The organism is Actinoallomurus rhizosphaericola (assembly GCF_024055675.1).
Classification (GTDB): domain Bacteria; phylum Actinomycetota; class Actinomycetes; order Streptosporangiales; family Streptosporangiaceae; genus Actinoallomurus; species Actinoallomurus soli.
This window is the reverse complement of sequence record NZ_JAMXMW010000033.1, coordinates 1-21,504: the sequence shown is the minus strand read 5'-3', so window position 1 is coordinate 21,504 and position 21,504 is coordinate 1. Positions and strand designations below refer to the sequence as shown.

Annotated in this window: 18 protein-coding genes; 5 read left to right on the top strand and 13 right to left on the bottom strand. The window is 68.6% G+C overall.

Features of this window, described 5'->3' with window-relative positions; translation table 11 throughout:
* Positions 1-164 precede the first annotated feature (164 nt).
* Positions 165-2,786, top strand: coding sequence for a TerC family protein (locus tag NE234_RS42195; RefSeq protein WP_252786791.1), 2,622 nt, complete (start codon positions 165-167; stop codon positions 2,784-2,786).
* A gap of 3 nt (positions 2,787-2,789) precedes the next feature.
* On the opposite strand, the gene NE234_RS42190 is transcribed toward NE234_RS42195, so the two are convergent.
* From NE234_RS42190 to NE234_RS42180, 3 genes are all read right to left on the bottom strand, one after another.
* Positions 2,790-3,359, bottom strand: a complete 570-nt coding sequence (locus tag NE234_RS42190; protein ID WP_252786790.1) for a PH domain-containing protein — start codon at positions 3,357-3,359, stop codon at positions 2,790-2,792.
* A 55-nt stretch (positions 3,360-3,414) separates the two neighbouring features.
* Positions 3,415-7,026 (bottom strand): WD40 repeat domain-containing serine/threonine protein kinase, encoded by a 3,612-nt coding sequence (locus NE234_RS42185; RefSeq protein WP_252786789.1) that lies wholly within the window; start codon positions 7,024-7,026, stop codon positions 3,415-3,417.
* A gap of 151 nt (positions 7,027-7,177) precedes the next feature.
* Complete coding sequence (locus NE234_RS42180; RefSeq protein WP_252786788.1) at positions 7,178-8,182, bottom strand: DMT family transporter; 1,005 nt, start codon at positions 8,180-8,182, stop codon at positions 7,178-7,180.
* A 49-nt stretch (positions 8,183-8,231) separates the two neighbouring features.
* Here NE234_RS42180 and NE234_RS42175 point away from each other — a divergent pair, with 49 nt between their 5' ends.
* Positions 8,232-8,798: a TetR/AcrR family transcriptional regulator gene (locus NE234_RS42175; RefSeq protein ID WP_252786787.1), complete on the top strand. Its 567-nt coding sequence runs from the start codon at positions 8,232-8,234 to the stop codon at positions 8,796-8,798.
* A gap of 66 nt (positions 8,799-8,864) precedes the next feature.
* Here the strand turns inward: NE234_RS42175 and NE234_RS42170 are convergent, their stop codons facing one another.
* The 3 genes from NE234_RS42170 to NE234_RS42160 form a co-directional block, all read right to left on the bottom strand.
* Entirely contained in the window at positions 8,865-10,088 is a 1,224-nt protein-coding gene (locus tag NE234_RS42170) for an IS30 family transposase (RefSeq protein WP_252786786.1), read from the bottom strand.
* A gap of 164 nt (positions 10,089-10,252) precedes the next feature.
* The gene (locus tag NE234_RS42165) at positions 10,253-10,759 is read right to left on the bottom strand and encodes a ricin-type beta-trefoil lectin domain protein (protein WP_252786785.1); all 507 of its coding nucleotides are present in this window, start codon (positions 10,757-10,759) and stop codon (positions 10,253-10,255) included.
* A gap of 197 nt (positions 10,760-10,956) precedes the next feature.
* A complete protein-coding gene (locus NE234_RS42160) occupies positions 10,957-11,955 on the bottom strand; it encodes a phosphate/phosphite/phosphonate ABC transporter substrate-binding protein (RefSeq protein WP_252786784.1) in 999 nt (332 codons plus the stop codon).
* A gap of 116 nt (positions 11,956-12,071) precedes the next feature.
* Between NE234_RS42160 and NE234_RS42155 the strand changes: the two genes are divergently transcribed.
* Positions 12,072-12,926, top strand: a complete 855-nt coding sequence (locus tag NE234_RS42155) for a LysR family transcriptional regulator (RefSeq protein WP_252786783.1) — start codon at positions 12,072-12,074, stop codon at positions 12,924-12,926.
* A 26-nt stretch (positions 12,927-12,952) separates the two neighbouring features.
* Here NE234_RS42155 and NE234_RS42150 read toward each other — a convergent pair whose 3' ends face one another.
* From NE234_RS42150 to NE234_RS42140, 3 genes are all read right to left on the bottom strand, one after another.
* Positions 12,953-14,404, bottom strand: coding sequence for an amidase (locus NE234_RS42150; RefSeq protein ID WP_252786782.1), 1,452 nt, complete (start codon positions 14,402-14,404; stop codon positions 12,953-12,955).
* An 80-nt stretch (positions 14,405-14,484) separates the two neighbouring features.
* Positions 14,485-15,102 carry a carboxymuconolactone decarboxylase family protein gene (locus NE234_RS42145; RefSeq protein ID WP_252786781.1) on the bottom strand — a complete coding sequence of 206 codons (618 nt, stop codon included), beginning with the start codon at positions 15,100-15,102 and terminating at the stop codon, positions 14,485-14,487.
* Between the two features lie 12 nt (positions 15,103-15,114).
* A complete protein-coding gene (locus tag NE234_RS42140; RefSeq protein WP_252786780.1) occupies positions 15,115-15,720 on the bottom strand; it encodes a TetR/AcrR family transcriptional regulator in 606 nt (201 codons plus the stop codon).
* 26 nt (positions 15,721-15,746) lie between these two features.
* On the opposite strand from NE234_RS42140, the gene NE234_RS42135 reads away from it, so the two are divergent.
* Positions 15,747-16,487, top strand: a complete 741-nt coding sequence (locus NE234_RS42135) for an SDR family oxidoreductase (RefSeq protein ID WP_252786779.1) — start codon at positions 15,747-15,749, stop codon at positions 16,485-16,487.
* A gap of 118 nt (positions 16,488-16,605) precedes the next feature.
* Here the strand turns inward: NE234_RS42135 and NE234_RS42130 are convergent, their stop codons facing one another.
* From NE234_RS42130 to NE234_RS45720, 3 genes are all read right to left on the bottom strand, one after another.
* Positions 16,606-17,004, bottom strand: a complete 399-nt coding sequence (locus NE234_RS42130) for a hypothetical protein (RefSeq protein WP_252786778.1) — start codon at positions 17,002-17,004, stop codon at positions 16,606-16,608.
* Positions 17,005-17,182: 178 nt separating this feature from the next.
* Entirely contained in the window at positions 17,183-18,748 is a 1,566-nt protein-coding gene (locus NE234_RS42125) for a cellulase family glycosylhydrolase (protein WP_252786777.1), read from the bottom strand.
* 1,144 nt (positions 18,749-19,892) lie between these two features.
* The gene (locus tag NE234_RS45720; RefSeq protein WP_252786776.1) at positions 19,893-20,252 is read right to left on the bottom strand and encodes a beta/gamma crystallin domain-containing protein; all 360 of its coding nucleotides are present in this window, start codon (positions 20,250-20,252) and stop codon (positions 19,893-19,895) included.
* Between the two features lie 522 nt (positions 20,253-20,774).
* Between NE234_RS45720 and NE234_RS44930 the strand changes: the two genes are divergently transcribed.
* Positions 20,775-21,014, top strand: a complete 240-nt coding sequence (locus NE234_RS44930) for a tyrosine-type recombinase/integrase (RefSeq protein ID WP_256530263.1) — start codon at positions 20,775-20,777, stop codon at positions 21,012-21,014.
* A gap of 78 nt (positions 21,015-21,092) precedes the next feature.
* Here NE234_RS44930 and NE234_RS42110 read toward each other — a convergent pair.
* A partial coding sequence (locus NE234_RS42110; protein ID WP_252786774.1) for an IS30 family transposase occupies positions 21,093-21,504 on the bottom strand: 412 nt, incomplete at its 5' end.

Sequence of the window (21,504 nt, the reverse complement as noted above, 5' to 3'; positions counted from 1 at the left end):
ACGCCATCCTGGTCTCCCGAGACGTCACCGCGAAGGACGTCGAGCCGAGCGTGACGGTGCGTTCGCGCGGCGGCGGCCGGAGGCCGGACAGACCCGGAACCGGATCTGGACGCCCCATCGTCTCAACGAGAACTCGGCTCTTCTTGCGGCAGTGGGTGAGAGACGTGCGGGTGCCGCTGTACGTGTGGGGCATCACCGGGGCGGGCATCGTGCTCGCGGTGCTGGTCGAAGTCGCGATCGCCGCCCGTCGAGAGCGCCGCGGAGGGCGTGGCGCGCACGATATCGCCTGGCTGATCGGCTATGTGGTGATCGCGGTCGCGTTCGGTACCGGCCTCGGCGCCGTGGGCGGTGACCGGCGCAGTGTGGAGTTCGTTACCGAATACCTCACCGAGTACAGCCTGAGCGTGGACCTGTTACTCCTGTTCGCGCTGGCCATGAGCCGGTTCGCCGTGCCGCAGACCTACCATGCTCGGGTTCTGATCACCGGGGTCGGAGCCGCGATCATGCTCCGCGGTGGATTCATCGCCGTTGGTGTGTCCGCCGCCAACCGCTACAGCTGGCTCCTCTACCTCGGCGGCGCGATGTTCGTCTGGCGGGCGATCGTCGTGCTCCGCGAATCGCCCGATGCGGAGGAGCACGAGAATGACGAGGGCCACCGGCCGATCCGGTTCCGCCGGTTCCTGGTCGGCGAGTACCACGGTTCTCGGCTCATCGTCCACAGGAACGGGCGGCGCATGCTCACCCCGATGGCGGCCGTCATCGTGACCGTCGCCATCACCGACGTGCTGTTCGTTCCCGACTCCGGCACGCCGTACCTGGTCTTCATGGCGAACGTCTTCGCGCTGTTGATCCTTCGGCAGGTCTACTTCCTCGTCGTCGACCGTGCCTCGCTGCTTCAGGCCCTGATCCTCGGCAGGGGCGCCGCTCTGGTCCTCACGTTCCTCGGCGCCAAGTTGTTCGCCCAGGCACTGCACAGCAGCGGAGTGAGCCATATCGGACCGCTGCCGGTGCCGGCCGGGATCGCCGCTCAGTTCACACTGTCGATCCTGGCCACGGTGATCGCGCTGAACACGCTGTTGCGTCTTCGCCGGCTTCGGCGGAGACGCAGGAGGGAGGTGACGGGCGCACCTTCCCACGGCCGTCGGCCCGGGAGCGTGCGGCCGCGCGGTATCCCCGCGGGTGTTCCGTCGGTCGCGTCCTCTAGCATTCCGCGGCAGTTCCCAGGGGAGGTGCCGATGCGCAGGCCGGTCGATGGCGAGGTGTACGTCCACTACGGACAGCTCTACGTCGTGAGCGGCTCTGAGCAGCCGGAGCTGGACGATGCCTTCGCCGGCCAGACGTCAGGGCTCTGCGGCGCCGCCGTGCCCGGCTTCCTCTGGCTGAACACCGGGCTGCACACCGGCGAGGTGGGCTTCACCGTCGAGATCCACGAGCACGCGCCGGAGCTGGACCCGGCATGGACGGACGTCGTGGAGGTGTCCTTTCGCCCGCAGGCCTCCCGTACGTTCCTCGAGCTGTGGGGCGGCCAAGACGCGTGGGACCTGGACCTCGCGCCGATCGACTACCGGGTGCGCTACTGCGCGCGGGGAATGGACGAGGGAAACGCCCTGGACACGCGGGTGAAAGGGCCGCAGGCGGACCGCTATCTGCTCCAGTTCTGGGCGGCCCCGCCCGAGCCGGATCGGATCATTCGGCAGACGTCCGAGATCGCCGCCTACTGGCACCGATTCGCCCGTGCGCTTCCGCCGCCTCCCACGGCCGCCGAACGCGCCGAGACCGAGCGGCAGGCCCGCGCCGAGCGCAAGCGCGCCGACCACGAACGGCGACGCGAGGCCGAGCGGTACGAATGGGGCGGCCGGTTGCCGACCGACACCCTGCGCGCCGTCCCGAGCGCGTTGGGCCTGGTGCGCTACGACGCCGACCTCGTGCACGCGCTCGACGCCGCAGGGCCGGGCGTCCAGCGCAGGGTGGCCGTGTTCGCCGCCCGGAGCGCCGCCACGGCGGCCGGTCTCGCCGGCCTCGACTGGGTCGCCCCGGCCCTCACCGCGCTCGCACGGGGACGTGCGCTCCCCTCCCCCTTCGACGACTGGGATCGCATGTTCCGGTCCCTGAGGGCCGACCCGAACGTCCCGAACCGCACGGTCGGCGAGGCCCAGCCGGCTCCGGGCCGTCAGCGCGGGCTCGAAGCCGAGACCGCCGTCGTGTCCTCGGTGAAAAGTCCTTCGAAGAAGCGGCGGATCTCGCAACCGCACCTGGCGCTGCCCGCGGTGTTCCACGCTGGTCGGCCAAACGCGCTCGAGGCGGCGATCGGCGCCGTGTCGGCCGCCGTGCACACGTATGGCGAGGACTACTCGGCGTTCCTCCGGGAGGTCCGGCGGGTCTGTGCCTCCCCTTCCGAAGGTGATGCTTCCGCGGAAGACCCCTACGACGTCGAAGCGCCCGCCCAGGGCTCCGACGAGTCCGGCACACTGCCCGCGCCCGTCGTCCCGGAGGCGGTCGACGGGCTCCTCGACACGGAGCTCATCGACGGCGTCACCGTACGGATCCCGGCTCATCACGCCATGGCGGTCGGCTGCGTGGTCCAGGTGGAGTGGGTCGTCGACCGTTCCACCACCATCCGATGGGATCCGATCTCACAGCCGGAGACCCCGATGGAGTTCACCTTCGACATCCAGGACGCCTACGCCGCCGCGTATCGGGGCGGTGTGGAGATCTCCTACACCCTGTTCCGTGACGAGGACACCGTCATCGCCAGGTCGAAGACGCTCAGCCTGACCGTCCGCTAGAACCTAGTCCACCATGACGACGCCGAGCACGACGATGATCGTTATGAGCACACCCAGGATGAGTCCGACCGCTTGGGGCGTCAGCTTGTACCGCAACCGCTCCGGCGGCCGGAACCGCGCGGCCGGCTCCGTGCTCGACTCCCACCAGTTGACGACCCGCTGAAAGTCCACCTGGAAATCGGGGTCGGGGTACTGGGTGCTGTGCTGGAGGGCGGGCAGTGAGCGACGCCGCCCGTCCGCGAGGGTGATACGAGCCGAGAGCGCCGTCCCGTATTGGCTCTTGGTCTCGCGTACGTCGATCCACCGGATCTCCTGCCAAGGGTAGAGACGACCGCGCCCGATGCCCCAGCAGATGGTTATGCCGGCCGCCCCGACCGTGGTTCCGCTCCGGAGTGCCATGGAGACGCCGAGACCGACGAGCGCGGCCGTCCCGCCCAGCAGCCAGCAGGAGCCCACGACGCCGAGTCGATAGAAGGCGAAGGCCCCTTCGACGGCCAACCCGAGACCCAGCGCCGCGAAATGCGGCCAGGACGGGCGATACCGATCCTTCCCCCGGAAGCTCAGCTCGTTCACGGAGTGCACGCTACATGTCCGGCCCTCGCGCGGATGAGCTGCATCCGGGCAGGTGTCAGCAGGTCCGGCGGTAGGGAACGTCGCGGATGTATCTGTGCCATTCGGCTGGTGACAGTGGTCCGGTCTCGGCGCAGAGCCTCTGTCGCAGTCCTTGGGAGCCGATCGGGTAGGTGTGGAGCCGGCCGAGGCTGTCGACGCTGTAGACGGTGGAGCCGTCGGCGGAATAGCCGATGGCCGCGACGAATCCGGCGGGAGGCGGGACGCGCGGGTCGGGGCTGGCCGGGGGGACGTAGAAGCCGGTGAGCGGCGCCCCGAGGGGCTGCCTGCTCTCCAGGTCCCAGATCTGGACGTCGCCGGCGTCGTCGGCGTCGGCGATCAGGTGGCCGTCGGGTGAGAACCGTGGTGAGCCCAGCTCGAAGGCCGTACCGACGGTGATGTCGAACAGGTGCCGCCCGGTGGTGGTGTCCCAGATCGCGAGCTTGTCGGGATAGTCCACCGAGGCGCCGACGTCACCGGTCCCGAGATCGTCGATCCTGATGGTCGCATCGCTCGGCCGGATGAGGCGGCGGCCGGTGGGAATCTGGATCCGGCCCTGGTCGGGGCCGGACAGGACGTACCCGCCGTCCGGGCTGATCAGTATCCGGTCCTGGCCGAAGAACCCCAGGCCGCCTTTGACGCCGGGAGATGCGGCCAGGAGCCGCCCGGACCGCGCGTCCCAGAACCGGAGCACCGACGGGTATGAGGAGTCGAGGGTGACGAGGGTCTTCCCGTCCGGCGTGAAGGCGGGGGGTTTGTCGGCGGGGGCGAAGGACGACGCGACCTTGATCGAGGTCTGCCTGGCGCCGGTGCGGGTGTTCCAGACCTCGATCTCGCCGCTGGAGCGCATGTCGGCCAGCAGTGTGCCGTCCCGGGAGAGTGTGTACGGGAGCTCTTGGTCGTGGCCTCGGGGCACGGTCAGGGTGGTGCGCCGGGTCCTGGCGGCGGTGTCCCAGATGTCCACGTGGTCGCCGTTTCGCACCGCGAGGGTCGAGCCGTCGCCGCTGAAGTTCAGCTTGAGGGCGTAGGCCAGGGTGGTGCCGAGCGAAATCGGGTCCAGGATCGTGCGCAGGGAGATGACGTTGACGAACCCCTGGGCGTCCACGCAGCGCATCGACCTGCCGGCGAGGTCGATGCGCTGGTCCAGGCAGCCGGGATCGGTGTAACGGAACACCGGGGTATCGCGCCTGTCGGTGGTGTCCCAGATCATGCTGTCGAGCAGGAGGTAGCGGCCGTCGCTGCTGAAGGCGGGCTCGCCGCCGCGCTGCTGGTCCTGCGGCACCGTGAGGTTCAGCTCGGTCCTGCCGTCGCGCAGGACTCTCAGCCGGTTCCCGTCGACGAGTGCCAGGCGTCGGCCGTCGGGGCTGTAGGCGGCGTCCTGGTAGGCCCGGTCGAGGTGGGTCGACCTCGCCTTCTGCCCGGTGCGCAGGTCCCACAGGTCCATGCGACGGCCGGTGACGATGAGCAGTTGCCGTTCGTCGGGTGTGAACGTGAGCGCCGCGATGGCGGCCGGGGAGGTATCGGCGGCCGGGATCCGCAGGACGGCCGCGCCGGTTCGGGTGTCCCAGGCCGCCGACCCGGTCTGGGACGGGGTGTAGAGGTAGCGGCCGGTGCGGCTGATCCTGATGTACGGACTGTCCGACAGCGGGATGGCGGCGCCGGTCGGCTGTCCGGAGGTGACGTCCCAGGTCCGTACCGTCCCTCCGCGGCTGGAGGAGAACCCGTCCCATTGGGCCAGCGCCGCCGTCCTGCCGTCCGCGGACAGGCTCACCTGCTGAACGGCCGGGCCGGGAACGGTGATGGCGCGCCGTATCGTCCGGGTGTCGGTGTCGGTCACCAGGAGCCGGTGGTCTTTGGCGAAGATGATCGTGCGGCCGGTGGCGTCGACCGAATAGTGCCAGTCGCCGCTGGTGTCCCGGCGGTAGATGCCGGTGACGCCGTCGGGGCGGTACCGGCTCTCTTCCCACTGCTGGTACACCGTCTCCAGGGCGTTGCGGGTGTCGAAGGCGCCGGGATCGAGGTCGGCGGCGGCCACGGCAAGGCGGCGGGCGGTGACCGGATCGCTGCGGCGCATGGTCATGGCGAGAGCGGTGACCTGGGTGGCGACGGCGTGGTCACGTTGCCGGGTGACCGTCCGGTTACGCGCGGCCAGGGTCCGGCCTTGAACGAAGACGACGGCGCCGGCGCTGGTCACGGCCACGAGCAGGACCGCCAAGGTGATGCTGAGCAGCGTGCGGTTGCGGCGACGGCGCTCGTTCGCGGCCACCGAGGCGTCGAGATAGGCCCGCTCCACGGCGTTGAGGGTCGCGTGCCGCGGCCCGGACACCACCCAGGCGATCGCCTGGTCGAGCCGGGTGCCCTGGAGCAGGTCACCCGCCTTCCGGCCGTTGTCGGACCACGAGCGCGCCGCGTCGGCCAGGTCGTGGTGGGAGTTGAGCGCGGCGCCGTCATCGGCGGTCCACGCGCGCAATCTCGGCCAGGCGCGCACCAGCGCGGGAGTGGCCAGGGCGGACCGGTTCTCGTCGCGGACCACCAGGCCGCCCCGCCGCAGCGCCTCCAGCAGCGCCCCCAGGACCTCCTCGTCGATGTCGCCGTCCAAGAACTCCGCGTCAGGGACCTTGCGGAGAGTGTGCCGCGCGTCGGGTGCCACTGAGATCATCCGTAGCAGGACCCGAGGCACCAGCACGCGATACTCGTCGGAGAGATCCTGGTAGAGCCGCTCAGCGCGCTCGCCGAGCGCCGGCCATCCGGCATCGGTCGCCGTACGGTCCGGGTCGTCGGCCCGCCGCAGCCCGGCGGCCAGCACCTCCTCCAGCGGCTGGTCGCCTTCCGAGGCCGGCGGGCCCACCAGTCCGGCGAGCAACGCGGCCGCGGTGGGCCGGGCGGCCGGGTCGTGGGAGAGGGCGGCGCCGACCAGTGGCCGCAGCCGGGCCGGCAGGCCGTCGAGTAAGGGGCGGTGCGTGCGGACCTGGTGTTCGATCTCGTCGAGCTCCCTGCCGCCGAACGGCGGAGTCCCGGTCGCGGCGTACAGCACGATCGCGGCCCACGCCCACACATCGACGGCCGCGCTGACCGGCCTGTGATCGAAGGACTCGGGCGCCATCCAGCGAGGTGTGCCCTTGACGTCGAGTGCGCTCAGCGACATGTCCGCGGCTCGGGCGATCCCGAAGTCGATGACGCGTGGTCCGTCCGGGCCGATGATCACGTTCTCCGGTTTCAGGTCGCGGTGGATGACACCGGCCTGGTGGATCGAGGCCAGGGCGGTGGCGATCCCGATGGCCAGGCGGATCAGGGCCTGCGGATCGTACGCCCCGTGTCCGTCCACCCGGCTGCGCAGGGTCGGCCCCGGGATGTACTCACTGACCACGAACGGCGGGGTGTGGTCGAGGTCGGCACCGATGATCCGTGCCGTGCAGAACGGCTCCAGCCGCCGCAGCACCGCCACCTCGCGACGCATCTGGTGACGCGCCGCATCCGACAGGGCGTCCACCCGCAACGCCTTGACCGCCACCCGGTGACCGGCGTCGTCATATCCCTCGTAGACCACGCCCTGCGCTCCGGCGTCTATCCGCCGGGCCAGCCAGTAGTCCCCGAGCTGAGGCGGATCCCCCGCGAGCAACGGCTCCGCCACACGCACCGCTCCTCTGACAACCTGTCACCCCGATGTGAAAGAACACTAACGGCCGTCTGCCCCTTACCGGAAGAGACGATCCACGGGACGCATCTGAGCCGCCGGGAACACGGCCGGCCGGATCACGCGGCAGAAGGGTGCGTCCACGGCCTCAGCCGGGACCGCGTCGCCGGATGGCCGGTCGCCGTCGTGGGCGCGGCGTCGGCGCGTCCGGTGAATCCTCCGATGCGTCCCGGTCCGCCGCGAGGCGTGGTGCGCTGCCGGCGATCAGTGCCGCGACGAGCGCGAGCGCGAGCCCGACCACGGTGACGGTGGTGAGGGGCTCCCCGAACATCACGGCGCCCCAGATGGAGGTGACCGGCGCGATGAAGAACATCAGGCTGTTGACCGGAGTGACACCGATGCGCTGAACCAGGAACCAGTAGAGGCCGTAGCCGCCGAAGGTCGCGAGCAGGATCAGCCACACCATGGCGGTCCAGAACGAGGGCGAGGACGGCGGGGTGGCGGTCCCGGTGGCGACGGCGAGGACGGTGAACACGATGGCCGAGGTGGTGCAGTGGATCGCCAGCGCAGGCAAGGGTGGAGTGAGTACGCCGGCGCGGCGTTCGAGGATCGTGGACGCGATGAGGCTGAGCATGCCGACGAAGGGGATCAGGTAGGCCCACCGGGGAGCCTGAGCGGCGGGCAGGGAGGCGTCGGCCCAGCTGACGAGCACCGCGCCGACGAGTCCGAGCACCAGCCCCGCCCACTGACGGCCCGCCACGGCGACGCCGAGTAGCGGGCCTGCGAACGCGGCTGCGACGAGTGGCTGCACTCCGTCGATGAGGGCTGTGGTGCCCGTACTCACCCCGAGCGCGATGGCCCAGTAGACGGTGAGCAGGTAACCGGACTGCGAGAGCAGGCCGATGAGCACGTGGCGTGCCGTGTCGCGGCCGGAGGGCAGTGGGGATCCTCGTCTGCGTCGGGCCAGCACGGCTGCGAGGAGGAGAACCGCCAGTGGCACGAACCGCCACATCAAGATCGTGGTGACCGGAGCCTCGGCGGCGCCGAGCTTCGCGCCGACGAAGCCCGAGGACCAGCACAGGACGAACAAGGCCGCGAGGACGCCCGTCGACCAGGCCCGCGGGCCGCCCGGTATACCGATCTGTATACCCATGCCCGTTTACTATACAGATCGGTATACCGATGGCCGTATCCTGGATCCCATGAGCGAGGCCATCGACTGGACCCCCAAGGCGCACGCCGTACTCCAGGCCGCCTCCGAGCTGTTCTACGAGCACGGCATCCACGCCGTCGGAGTCGATGTCATCGCCAAACGCGCCGGAGTCACCAAGAAGACGCTGTACGACCGGTTCGGATCCAAGGATCGCCTGGTCGTGGAGTACCTGACGGAGCGCGACAACCGATGGCGCGGCTTCCTCGACGCCCACCTGGCCCGGGCCGACCCGTCGCCGCGCGCCCAGATCGCCGCCGTCTTCGACGCCTCAGCGGCATGGGCGCGGGAACGCGGGCGGAAGGGATGCAGCATGATCAACGCGCACGCCGAGATCAGCGATCCCGCGCACCCGGCGTACTCCGTGATCGTGGGGCAGAAGCGCAGGATGCTGGCCCTGTTCACCGAGCTGGCCACCGCGGCCGGCGTCGCCGATCCCCGGCAGGCCGGCGAGCAGATCATGCTGCTCCATGAAGGAGCCGTCGTGACCGCCGGCATGCACGCCATCGAGGACGCCTTCACCAGCGCGGCCGCCGCCGCCTCCGCCCTCCTAGGGTGACCCGTCGGATCGACCGAAGGCCCCTCCCGAAGAGGCGGTTTCAAGGGGTCGTTGCAACGCTGGTGATCAACTGGCTGGTGCCAGGAGCTTAGCGAGACGCTCGGCTGGGGTTTCCCAGCCGAGCGTTTTGCGTGGCCGGCCGTTGAGACGGGCGGCGATGGCGGTGAGGTGCTCGGTGCTGTGGACGGACAGGTCGGTGCCTTTGGGGAAGTACTGGCGGAGCAGTCCGTTGGTGTTCTCGTTGCTGCCGCGTTGCCAGGGCGAGTGCGGGTCGCAGAAGTAGACGGGCAGGTCAGCGGCGATGGAGAACTGGTGGTGCAGGTTCATCTCGCTGCCTTGGCCCCAGGTCAAGGATCGTTTCAGCTCGGCGGGGAGTGTCTGCATGGTTGCGGCCAGGGCGTCTGAGACGGTCTCGGCGGTGCGGTCGCCGGGTAGATGGACGAGCAGGAGGTAGCGGGTGGCACGCTCGACCAGGGTGCCGATCTGGGACCGGTGGTCCTTGCCGATGATCAGGTCGCCTTCCCAGTGACCGGGCACGGCCCGGTCCTCGGCTTCGGCGGGGCGTTCGCTGATCATCACCATGGGAGCGGCGAAACGGGGCCGGCGCTGGTCGGGGCGGCGGCGTGGGGTGCGGCGGGCCCGGCCGGTCCGCAGTGCCCGGGTCAGCTCGCGGCGTAGTTCGCCGCGGCCTTGGACATACAGCGCCTGGTAAATCGTCTCGTGTGACACCTGCATCTCCGGCTGGGCGGGGAAGTGGATGAGCAGGGTCTTGCTGATCTGCTCAGGACTCCATTCCATCTCCAGCCGGTCCTGGACGGCTTGGCGCAGCCGGGGGTTGGATGCGATCTTCCCGGTTTTCGGGCGTGGCCGGCGGGCGTCGGCGCGGGCTTGGGCGGCGTGCGGCCGGTACTGCCCGTTGATCGGGTGCCGGTTGCGGCGGATCTCCCGGCTGATCGTGGAGGGGGCGCGGCCGAGCTCGGCCGCGATCGCCCGGATCGATGCCTTTTCGCCTAGCCGGTCGGCGATGTGGATCCGGTCGTCTTCTCGCAGGTAACGCGATGGACCTGACGGGGGCGCCACCGCGGTGATCGGTGGCGCCCCCGCGTGCCCCGCGGATCGAGTCCGTCCGTTACGCCAGCGCTTACCGGTCCGCGGGTTGATCCCGACGATCTGGCAAGCCTGGCTGTTACTCATGCCCTCACGCATGAGCCGCAAGTATTCCTCGCGTTCACGGACCAGCTTCTTACGTCCTTGGGCCCGTCCCCGGCTCTCCCGGATCTCGAAAGCCATCGCATCCCCTCAGCAGGGGCGTTGCGACGACCACTAGAACCCAAGTGATCGGAAGGGGCCTTCGGCCTTGCATCCGCCTATGGAATCGAACCGACGACCCATTCATTTCGAGGAACGATCCAGGGTCGCCGGCCGGCGGCCGTTTCTCGTCGCTCAGAAGGGCGTCAGTAGATGCTCCACTCCTGCGACTGGGCCGGCGGATAGTTCGAATTCCACAGCGTCAGATACGTTCCGAGGGCGAAACTGTCACCACGGTTAGTGATCATCAGACCGCCGACCGAGGTGATGTTGTTGACGTAGATGGAGTACGTCTGAGAGGCGGCGGACGTGGCACACGTCCACAGCGTCAGGACGGTGCCGGGCGTTGCGTACGCGTCGCCCTGCGCCGTAAGGCACTTGCCACTGTGCGGGTTGTAGATCCGTCCGTCGCCGAGGTCGGTCCACACCTGGCTGGGCGCTCCGGTACACGACCACACCGTGATGACGGTGCCGTTGGCGGTGCCATCGCCCTGGGGAGTCGCACAGTAGCCCAGGTTGCGCATGTAAGTGGCGGACGCGCTGGCCTTTTCTGCACCGTGCACACTCAGGCCGGCGATGGCGACCATGGCGCAAAGTGCTGCTGCGAGTCTGCGCGTCAAGGAACCGACACTCGCACGCTTGAATGAAATCATGCTTTTCTCCGCTCGTCGGACTGTCGCATAAGAGAGTCCAAGCGGGCCCCGAACGTGACGAACTCACGTTGTGACGTACGTCACTTTCAATCACGCAGCAGGTCAGCGCGGGAACGTGCGGAGACGGACAGGATGGCGAGCGACTCGTAGCCGGAGGCGTCTCGGCCGGTGTTCCGGCCGACGCATCGTGAATCGCATCAGGTGCCGAGCAGTTCCGGGGTGAAGACGTCCTCGATCTTCCAGCGCCGCGTGGACAGGCCCTGCTCGTGGTGGTAGCGCAGGTAGGTGTCGAGGGTGGCGCGGTTGGCCGCGATGCCGTACGGCCACCAGTCCTCAGGGAACTGTTCGTTGTTGCGTTCGACCAGGGCGTTCATCCACGGCACCATGGTCGGGACCTGGTAGAGCCTGCGGTCCCGGCGGTAGCGGTCGGCGGCGGCGTCCCTCGCACCGGAGAAGGCTCGGTAGAGGTCGCGGGCGAGGCCAGGACGATCCCGGAGGAGTTCTCGCCGGGCGACGACGGTGTGCATGATCGGGAAGATCCCGGTTCGCCGGTGGTAGTCGCGCTCCAGCGGCTCGAAATCCGGGAACAGCCGGGCGACGTTCGGGGATCCGTCGAGCACGCACTGCGGGACGTTCGCCGAGAACAGGGCGTCGATCTCGCCGGAGTCGAGCATCGCGTTCAGTGTCCTTCCCTCCGGCGCGAGGGTCACGTCGACGTCGGCCGGGTGCGGATGGGGGATGAAGTCGAAGGGGGCCGCGGGGTGCTCGAGACCACCGATCACCCAGCGACTGCCTTCGGGTTCGAACCCGTACTCGTCCATCAGGATCCCTTTGGCCCACACGCCGGAGTCCTGGCCGTACGTACCGAACTCGCCGATGGTCTTGCCCGCGAGATCACCCGGTTCGACGATCCCGCTGTGGGTGTTGACGAAGACGCACGAGTGCCGGAACACCCGGTTCGGGAAGATCGGCAACGCGACGAACGGCAGACCGGTCTCCAGTAGCCGCAGATAGAACGTGAGCCCGAGTTCGGCGACGTCGAACTCGTTCCCGCGGATCAGCCGATCGAAGATCTCCGGCAGGGTGGCCCCGGTCCTCATCTCGACGCTCGTGCCGTCGACGGTGACGCTCCCGTCGAACAGCGGCCGCGTCGTGTCGTATCGAAAGCACCCGATCGTGACAGCGGGGTCGGTCATGGATCTCACTCCTCATCGGCTCTGCCCGGTCCGTCGTCTCCCATCGTTGGACCGTCGCCGACCGGCTGTCCAAGTCCATCTCGGCGCACCCGATACCGCACGGGTATCGTGTCGGGGTGGATCTTCGTGCGCTGCGGTACTTCGTCGCCGTGGCCGAAGAGCGCCACGTCGGCCGGGCGGCGAGCCGCCTGCACATGACGCAGCCGCCGCTGAGCCGGGCGATCCGCCGACTCGAGGTCGAGCTCGGCACCGCACTGTTCGAGCGCACCCCGAAGGGAGTCACCCTCACGCCCGCCGGAGCGGTGATGTACGACGAAGCGAGGGCACTGCTGCGGCGAGCCGACCGGATCCGCGACCGTGTGACCGCCGCGGCAGGGGCGGTGACGCTCACCATCGGAACGCTGGCGGACGCCGCCGAACAGGTCGGCGGCCGGTTGGTCCCGCTCTTCCGGGCACGTCATCCGCACGTGAACGTCACCATCCACGAAGCGGACCTCGGTGACCCGACGGCCGGACTTCGCGCCGGGCTGGTCGACGTGGCGCTGACCCGAACCCCCTTCGACGACACCGGCATCAGCACGCGCGTCCTGCGTTCGATTGCCGTCGGCGTGGTGATGCGTGACGACGACCGGCTGGCAGGCCGTGCTTCGGTGTCTTCGGCTGACCTGGCAGGCCGCTCGTGGGTCCGGCTGCCCGACGGCACCGACCCGATATGGACCGCGTACTGGGCCGGCGGCACGCACGACGACCCGTCGCCGGTCCTGCGAACGATCCAGGAGTGCCTGCGAGCGGTCCTGTGGAACGGAACCTCGGCGCTCGCCCCGCTCGACCAGCCACTACCCGCCGGCCTCATCGCGATCCCGTTCGCCGATCGCCCGCCGAGCGACCTCGTCGCGGCATGGCCGAAGACAGGGCGAAGCGCGCTGGTCCGCAGCTTCGTCGACGTGGCCGAGAACGCCTGGAGTCCCTGAACGGGAGCGCGCCTCGGTAGTACGCCTTACCTCGGTGCCTGGAAGCCGCCGATCTTCTGCTCCAGCAGTTCGGCCAGCCGCAGCGGGGTGCGGTCCTCGAACATGGGACCGATGAGCTGCACTCCCACCGGCAGGCCCTCAGGGGTCCGGCCCGCTGGTATGGCGGTGGCGGGCAGGCCGGGCATGGTGGCCACACCGGCCCAGACGAGCTGGTCGAAGTACGGGTACTCGACGCCGTCGATGTCGATCCGGCGTTCCAGCGGATTGGGGTCGTGGTCGTGCGGGAACGCGGGAGTGGGCGTGATCGGGCACACCACGGCATCGAACTCGGTGAAGAACTGCCGCCAGCCGTGACGGTGGAGCTCGCGACGGTTGTCCGCCTCCATCCGGTCGCGGTGGCTGAACACCATGGCGCGCAGCCGCGCCGCGTCGAGACTCTGGTCGTCTGCGCTCAGTCCGGCGGCGCGGGCCCGCAGCTGCTCGTACGCGTCAATGGGAAAACGTGCAACGGAGCCCGAGAACAGCAACTGGGCGTAGAGCACCGCGGCTTCGGTCAGATCGGGCAGCAGCGGACTGCGCCGTTCGACGCGGGCGCCGCCGTCGACCAGCGCGTCGGCCACCCGGTTCACGCCCGCCCGCACAGCGGACCCGGTCGGAATGAACGGATGCTCGTCGAGGACCAGGACCCGGAAGTCGCTCAGCCGCTCGTGACGCGCGGGCGGCAGCGTCACGTCGTACGCCACGCCATGCGTCAGCGGATCCGGCCCGGCCATGACGTCGAGCAGGAGCGTGAGGTCGCGGGCGCTGCGCGCCATCGGACCGACGACGGCGAGGTCGAGGTCGACCGGCAATGCCGGCTCGGTCGGCGGGACCATACCGCGGTTCGCCACCAGCCCGAGCGTCGGCTTGTGCGCGTAGACACCGCAGAAATGCGCGGGGGTGCGCAGCGAACCGGCGAGGTCGGAGCCGATGGACAGCGCGCCGAACCCGGACGCCAGGGCCGCCGCCGATCCGCCGGAGGATCCGCCCGACGTACGAGCGTGATCCCACGGGTTGTTGGTGGTCCCGTAGATCTCGTTGAAGCTCTGGATATCTTGCAGCCCCAACGGCACATTGGTCTTACCGAGCACCACCGCGCCTGCGGCCCGGAGCCGCGACACCTGGACCGCGTCCTCGGCCGGCACATAGTCCCGGTGTTGCGGCATGCCCCAGGTCGTGGGCAGTCCGGCGATGTTGTAGGACTCCTTGACCGTCACCGGAATACCGAGCAGCGGCCGGTCCTCGCCGCGGGCGCGCGCCTGGTCGGCGTCGCGCGCGGCGGCCCGCGCGCGATCGAAGTCCGGCACGCAGATCGCGTTGATCGCCTTGTCGTCGCGCTCGATACGGGCGATCGCCTCGTCGGTCAGTTCCGCAGAGGTCACCTCACCGGCACGCAAGGCGGCCGCGAGTTCTTCTGCAGTCTGAAAGCTCCACTCCATGAATCCGACCGTAACGACCTCTGGGAAAAGCCATAAAATTTTTCTTCGCGCAACTCATCGCGGCAGGAGGGCGCGTTCTCTCAGGGTGCCTCATCTGGAGTATCCGCCGTTGCAATGGACCGGCCGAAGGTGAGGGCGAGTCGGAGGCCGGGTTCGATCGAGGTTCGATACTGAGAGTCGGGTTCTGTCCCCACAGCGTCCAGGACGGTGCTGAAGAAGCACCGGGCGGCGGCGGTCAGCACCACCTGGAATATCTCAGTATCGGACAGTCCATGGCGGCGCAGCTCAGCGATATCGGCGGCGGTGATGGCAGTGGCATCGGTGACCACGCGTTCGGCGAAGTCGATGAGCGCGACGTCGGCGGAGTCCAGGCCGGCATCGTGGTGGTCGGAGGCGATGACCTCCACCGTCTCGGCATCATAGAACCGGTCCCGAAGCACCTTCCCGTGCGCGAGAGCGCAGTAACTGGACCGCAGGCGCCGCGCGGCCGCCAACGTCACCAGTTCGTAGCGCCGCGGGTCCATGTCCGCCTTGATCGCGGTGTTGAGCTGCTGCCAGGCCGCGTAGACGGCAGGTTGCAGCGCGAACACCCTGGTGTAGTTGGCGACAACGGCTTGGCGCCTGAGATGTTCGATCAGCCGCCCTCCGATGACGGATCGAACCGCGCCCCGCGCGGACGGCATCGTGAGCGCGCCCACGGCGCACTCGCCTCAGGGGCGGTGTGCGCGAAGACCGTCGACGAGGATCGACAGCAACCGTGGCCCTCGTGCGTCGAGTTCGGCGTCGTCCAGCCGCGACAACCAGCTGATGAGCACGATGACGTCGCGGGCTTCGGCATCGGCGCGGACGCTGCCGGCCGAGCGACCGGCGGCCAGCAGCAGTTCCACCGCCTCACCGATCGGGCCGAGGCTGTGGGCAGCGAGGTCACGCCACGTCGCCGCCTCGACGGCGGCGAACACGTCACGCTTGACTCGGGCGTAGGCGGCCACCCGGTCGAACCACGCCGCCAGCGCATCCAGCGGCTGGTGAGTCGCCAGCAGACGCGGAGCCGCGGCGACCAACTCTTCCACCTCATGGCGGTACACCTCGACAAGGAGGTCCTCACGTGTCGGGAAGTGCCGGTACAGCGTGCCCTGCCCGATGCCGCAGGCCTTCGCGACCGCGTTGAGCTTCAGCTCTCCCGGTTCGTGTACGAGATCGCGCGCCGCTTGAAGGATCCGTTCGCGGTTGCGCTGTGCGTCTGCACGTCGCGTTCCGCCGCTGCTCTTGGCAGAAACGGACACATGTCCGCTATGGTCTTCGGTGTAACCGGACATGTGTCCATTCTAGGCAGAGGATCTTCATGACCATCCACAACAAGGTCGTCGCCATCACCGGCGCAAGCAGCGGAATCGGTGAAGCAACAGCTCGCCACCTCGCCTCACTCGGTGCGACCGTCGTCCTCGGCGCCCGCCGTACCGACCGACTGGACCGGCTGGTCGCCGACATCGAAGCCGCCGGCGGCGAGGCGGCCGCCACGCGCGTGGACGTCACCGATCCCGACGACCTCCAGTCACTCGTCACCCTCGCCGTCGAGCGCTTCGGCCGTCTGGACGTCTTGGTGGGCAACGCCGGGATCAGCAGGATCAGCTCCATCGCCGACCTGGACGTCGAGGGCTGGTCGGCGATGGTCGACGTGAACGTCAAGGGCATCCTGCACGGGATCGCCGCGGCCCTGCCGGTGTTCCGCCGTCAGGGCAGTGGTCACCTCGTCACCGTCGTCTCGACCTCCGGCCTGAAGATCGTCCCCACCCAGGCGGTGTACGCCGGGACGAAGAACGCGGTACGCACCCTCCTGGAGGGCCTGCGGCAGGAGAGCACCGACGGGGTTCTGCGGACGACGTCGATCTCCCCGGGGTACGTCCGCACCGAGCTCATTGACAACGCCGTCGACGATCCGGCCGTGCGCGAGCAGGCCAGGCGGAACATGGCCGATCTCGGTATCGACCCCACGGCGGTGGCTCGGGCGATCGCATTCGCGATCGACCAACCCGACGACGTCGAAATCGGGGACCTGACCATTCGACCGACACGCCAGGGCTGAGTGACCCGCTCATCGGCATGGGCGGGCCGGCCACCGCCGGGTCTATGGCCTTCACCGCTGACGCCGGCCTCCGCGTGTGCGTTGGCGATGCTGTCCATGGCGCTCGTCCGCGCCGTGATCAGTCTTCGTGGTCGCGGGGCGGAAGCGCGAAGACGTCACCGCGAAGACAGTCACTCCTGGGTGCGGGCGACAAGGGAGCCGGTTCGTCGACGACGATCTGCGCGCGCCACCCGCCGACCGAGAGCCCGTCGGCGGCATGACCGGACAGCCGGTCATCGGCTGCGTCACCGAGCAGGCCGGCGTGCTCAAGGATGACGAACAACGCGTCTGCGGCGCAGCTCACCGTCTCGGCGGCTTCGGCGGCGCTCGTGTCCGGATTGAGCTCGCGGTAGATGCGGCGCGCGGCCGTAAGGAGATGGTCGGCGTCGGTCACCGTGAAATCGCGCCGCAGCCGCAAGGACAGGGCCATCCCATCGGCGAGCGTGTCGCCCCCGATCGTGCTGTCATCGCCCGGCATGCCGACACGATACGGGAACTCGCCGGCGAGGCCTCTCAGTCGGCACACTGGCCACATCGTTCGCCGCGCCTGTTCTATCGATCAATGAGCGTGGCCCATCGTCGGCGAGGCGAAGCGGATCGCGGCAGATCAGTGCGTTCGGTCTTCTGGTCCTGGCCTGTCCGGGCGGCTCGTCGGCTTACGAGCAATGGATGTTCGTCGCTCCCGGGCTGGACGGGCCGTTGGCCGTGAAGCCGATCGTCATCGACGCGTTGGGTGCGAGGGTGGGCGATTGACTCGGTGCCTTGGCCGTCCACGTGGTGGCGTTCGCGGTGACGGTCGCGTTCCACCCGCTGCCAAGAGTCACGCCGGACGGCATGGTCCAGGTGACGGTCCAATTGTTCCAGGCCGACGTGCCGGAGTTGGTGACCGTCAGCGCCGCCTGGAAGCCGCCCTGCCAGGTGTTGGTCAGGGTGTAGGTCGTTGCACACGAGACCCCGGCCGGCGGGCTCGACGTGCCGGGCGGGGTGGTGGTCGGCGTACTGCCCACCGGCGGGATCAGGGACGGCCCGATGATGTCCATCTTGTTCTGGTTCACCGTGACCCAGTCGTCCTGGACGATGCCGCCGGTGTCGCCGGAGTCGGGGTTCCACGACCAATACGTGAACGACATGCCGTTCGTACCCGAGCCCATATAGCTCATCAGCTTGGTCATCCACTGCGTGTCCAGCGGGTTGGCCAGCGTGCTGCCGAACTCTCCGACCAGGATCGGCGCGGTGTTGTTCTTGTACAGGTAGCCCCAGAAGTGGTCCCAGACGTCCGGCAGGTTGTTCGGGAAGTTCGCGTCCTTGAACCACGGCTGGCGATCGTAGACCGAGATGCCGTAGTCGTGCGCCGAGTACACGAGCCGGTTCGCCACGCTCAGCTGTACCGGGAACTGGGCCGCGGCTGCGAGGTTGCCGCCCCACCAGTCGCATTCCATCGGGTCGTCGGGGACGTTGTCCCACTGGTTCGGCGTACCGCCTGATGGGCAGCTGACTCCCTCAACGAAGATCAGCCAGTTGGAGTTGGCCTGGAGCACGGCGTTGCCGATGCGCTGTGCGGCCAGCCGCCAGTCGCGGGCGGTGTCGCCGCAGCCCCAGCAGGCGCCGGTGCCGTTCGGTTCGGTGCCCTCGGCGTGTGGCTCGTTGAACAGGTCGGCGCCGATGACGGTCGGGTTGTTCGCGTAGTGCCGGGCCAGCATCTGCCAGTCGGAGATCTCGCTGGCCTCGGAGACGCTCGAGGTGTACCACAGGGCGGTCTGGCCGGCCGCCGACGGGCGGTGCCGGTCGAGGATGATGCGCATTCCCTTCTGCCCGGCGTAGTCGACGACCTTGTCGAGGATCTGCAGCGGGCTCAGCCCGATCAGGTCCGGATTACTGTCGGTGTTGATGCTGGTCGCCTGCGCCCCAGCGCGCAGCGAGTCGCCCGTGAACGGCACCCGGATCGTGTTGAAGCCGAGTTGCGCCATGTGGTCGATCTGCATCCGCCAAGTGGCGTTCCGACCGGCCCACAGCCCGTGGAAGGTGTGGTTGTCGGTCTCCATGCCGAACCAGTTGAGGCCGGTCAGCCGTACGGTCGCGCCCGTACTGTCGACGATCTTGTTGCCGCTGGTGTGCAGATAGCCGGTGCCGGTACCCGCCGCCGCGGCCGGGGTCGCCGAGGCGGTGAGGGCCACGAGCGCGGCGGCCGCAGCCGTCAAGACCGAGGCGGCCGCGGCGAGCACGCCCTGACCACGCCTACTGTGCGATCGACCCCGCCCCTTCCTGCCGGGAAGCCACCAACGGGAACGACGTGCGACGTCCATGGGGAATCCCTTCGCAGCCCGGACTCTCACCACCGTGGGCAGGAGCGGCGTCATTGTTCGATTTTCGACCGGATGCCGTCAACGACGAGTCCGCTTCCAGCCGGTGACCTGCGGCGGCAGATGAAAGCTTTCAGCACGGCGGCAGAGCCCACTCCAACCCGGACGCCGGGCCAGGCAAGGTAAGCGGACAGGTGGAGAGGTGACGCGAGGGGTCATTGAACGCTTCCCAATGACGGGCCCCACGAGCAGTGTCGCGTGGAAGGAGACCCCGTGCGCGTCGAGGACGGCCACGAAGTGGTCGAGCCAGTGACAGGAGACCGGCCGGCCGATCCGAACCCGACGGATACGTGTACCACCACGGCGCGGGGACCTAGACGCCGGCCGCGACGCTCACGCCGAGGGCGGCTCGCGCGGCTGTGGCCGGCGGGGTCGGCGGGGTCGGCGCGGCTCCCGGCCCGGCTGAGGCGAGCGGTCGGCGGATCACTGCGCCGGTGGCGCGGAGGAGTCCGGCGAGCGGGCCGGTTACCGCGATCGGCCCGGCGGGAGCACCGCCGGGCCGATACCGCCGCCACGACGGCGACCGCATGGGCGCGAGCACGACGGGAGCCAAGACCCGGCGACTCTCGTAGCGCGGCCCTGGCCCCCGCCCTGGCAACGCCGGCGCATGCCGACCGCAGGGAGAGCGGTGAATGAGACCAAGGATGAAACAAAACGACCCTGGGCGTCCCTCCCAAGGAGAGACGCCCAGGTCAACGTCGGAGCCGCCTGTCGGAATCGAACCGACGACCTATTCATTACGAGTCAGGCTACGCACGTCCCCGGGCGTCCAGATCCGTTGCTTGACCTGCTCCCCCAGCGCTCCCGAGCCCACAACCGTCCAAGGTCGTCCAACCGCGTTGTCAGCACCCGCGTTAGCAAGATCGCCCGGCACCGGCCCGGTGCCCCTCGTGCCCATCTTCCTGCGTCACCTTCCTCGTAGCTGCCTGCCGTAGAGAGGACGACGCCTCGCCGCTGCCTCTTCGTCCCGGACTACCGGCACGGGCGAGATCTGCTGCGGCTCGCCCTACTGAATAGTCACGTGCCTCGTCGACATCGGACGGTTCGGGTAAGTCACGATGTTGTTCCGCGAGATGTAAACGTCGGTGCCGTTGTCGTCGTGGATTACGACGTCGTTATTGCCGGTGGACACCTTGTCGATCCACCTTGCTTGGCCCTGCCACGGGTAGATGGTTCCCGCATTCGCGAAGCACATCGTGTCCGAGTATCCCGATCCGTCATGGTACCAGAGCTGCAAGTAATCAGTACGGCCGCACGAAACTACGTCGGTTGCGAATGCTTGCCCTGGAATGAAGGACAGGACCAGTGCGGCCGCTCCGACGGTGATGCTGGCGCGCTTGATCGGCTTTCGAATGAAGGAAAACACTTGACCACCTCAACTCCTGATCGACCTGCTCGGTCACTTTACTGGCACCATAGGCTGTCAAGACATCGGCAACATTGCCTATTTCGCCCCCATCGGCAATCTTGTGTCGATGTTTCGCGAGGCTGGCCGGGTCGCGTGACTGGATCAACAGATCGTCGTCTGCGAGATCAACTTGACGAGTCAAGCCGGCGACTCGATGACCGGGCATCCGGCCTCCACTCCCAGCCATGTCGGCTGGCTTGGCTTTCGCGTGGTTCGTCGTGATCGCGCGGGAGGTCGGGTTGGTGCTGGTGGCGCCGCAGGGGTGAGCAGACCTGCGCCACGCTGCTCGCTGCGCTCGACGTACATCCCCACGTCGCCATGCACACCTTGCGACACGCTCAGATCGACGTGACCATGAACGTCTACACCGAGGTCTCCGACGAGAAGACGCTCAAGGCGCTCAAGAGCCTCGGCGAACAGCCCGGTTCGTAGGCGTTGCCGTACTCCGCTGCCGTACGGCATGAGACAGGGCCACTTCCGATGATCGGAAGTGGCCCTTCATCTGGGTCGGGGTGCGGGTCTCATGACCACGCGCGGCTGCACGACCTTCGGCACATCCACGCGACGACGCTCCTCTTGGCGGGCGTCCCTGTCCATGTCGTCGCGGCCCGGCCCGGGCACGCCGACCCGGCGATCACGCTCCGGGTCTGCGCGCACGTGGTCCGCTCGGCCGAGACGGCTGCGGCGGACGTGTTCGCCAAGGTGATCAAGGCGGCGTAGAAGCCGCTGTTAGCAAACGCGTTAGCCAACGGCCCCTTCCGATGAGGCGGTTTCAAGGGGTCGTTGCAACGCTGGTGATCAACTGGCTGGTGCCAGGAGCTTAGCGAGACGCTCGGCTGGGGTTTCCCAGCCGAGCGTTTTGCGTGGCCGGCCGTTGAGGCGGGCGGCGATGGCGGTGAGGTGCTCGGTGCTGTGGACGGACAGGTCGGTGCCTTTGGGGAAGTACTGGCGGAGCAGTCCGTTGGTGTTTTCGTTGCTGCCGCGTTGCCAGGGCGAGTGCGGGTCGCAGAAGTAGACGGGCAGGTCAGCGGCGATGGAGAACTGGTGGTGCAGGTTCATCTCGCTGCCTTGGTCCCAGGTCAGGGATCGTTTCAGCTCGGCGGGGAGTGTCTGCATGGTTGCGGCCAGGGCGTCTGAGACGGTCTCGGCGGTGCGGTCGCCGGGTAGATGGACGAGCAGGAGGTAGCGGGTGGCACGCTCGACCAGGGTG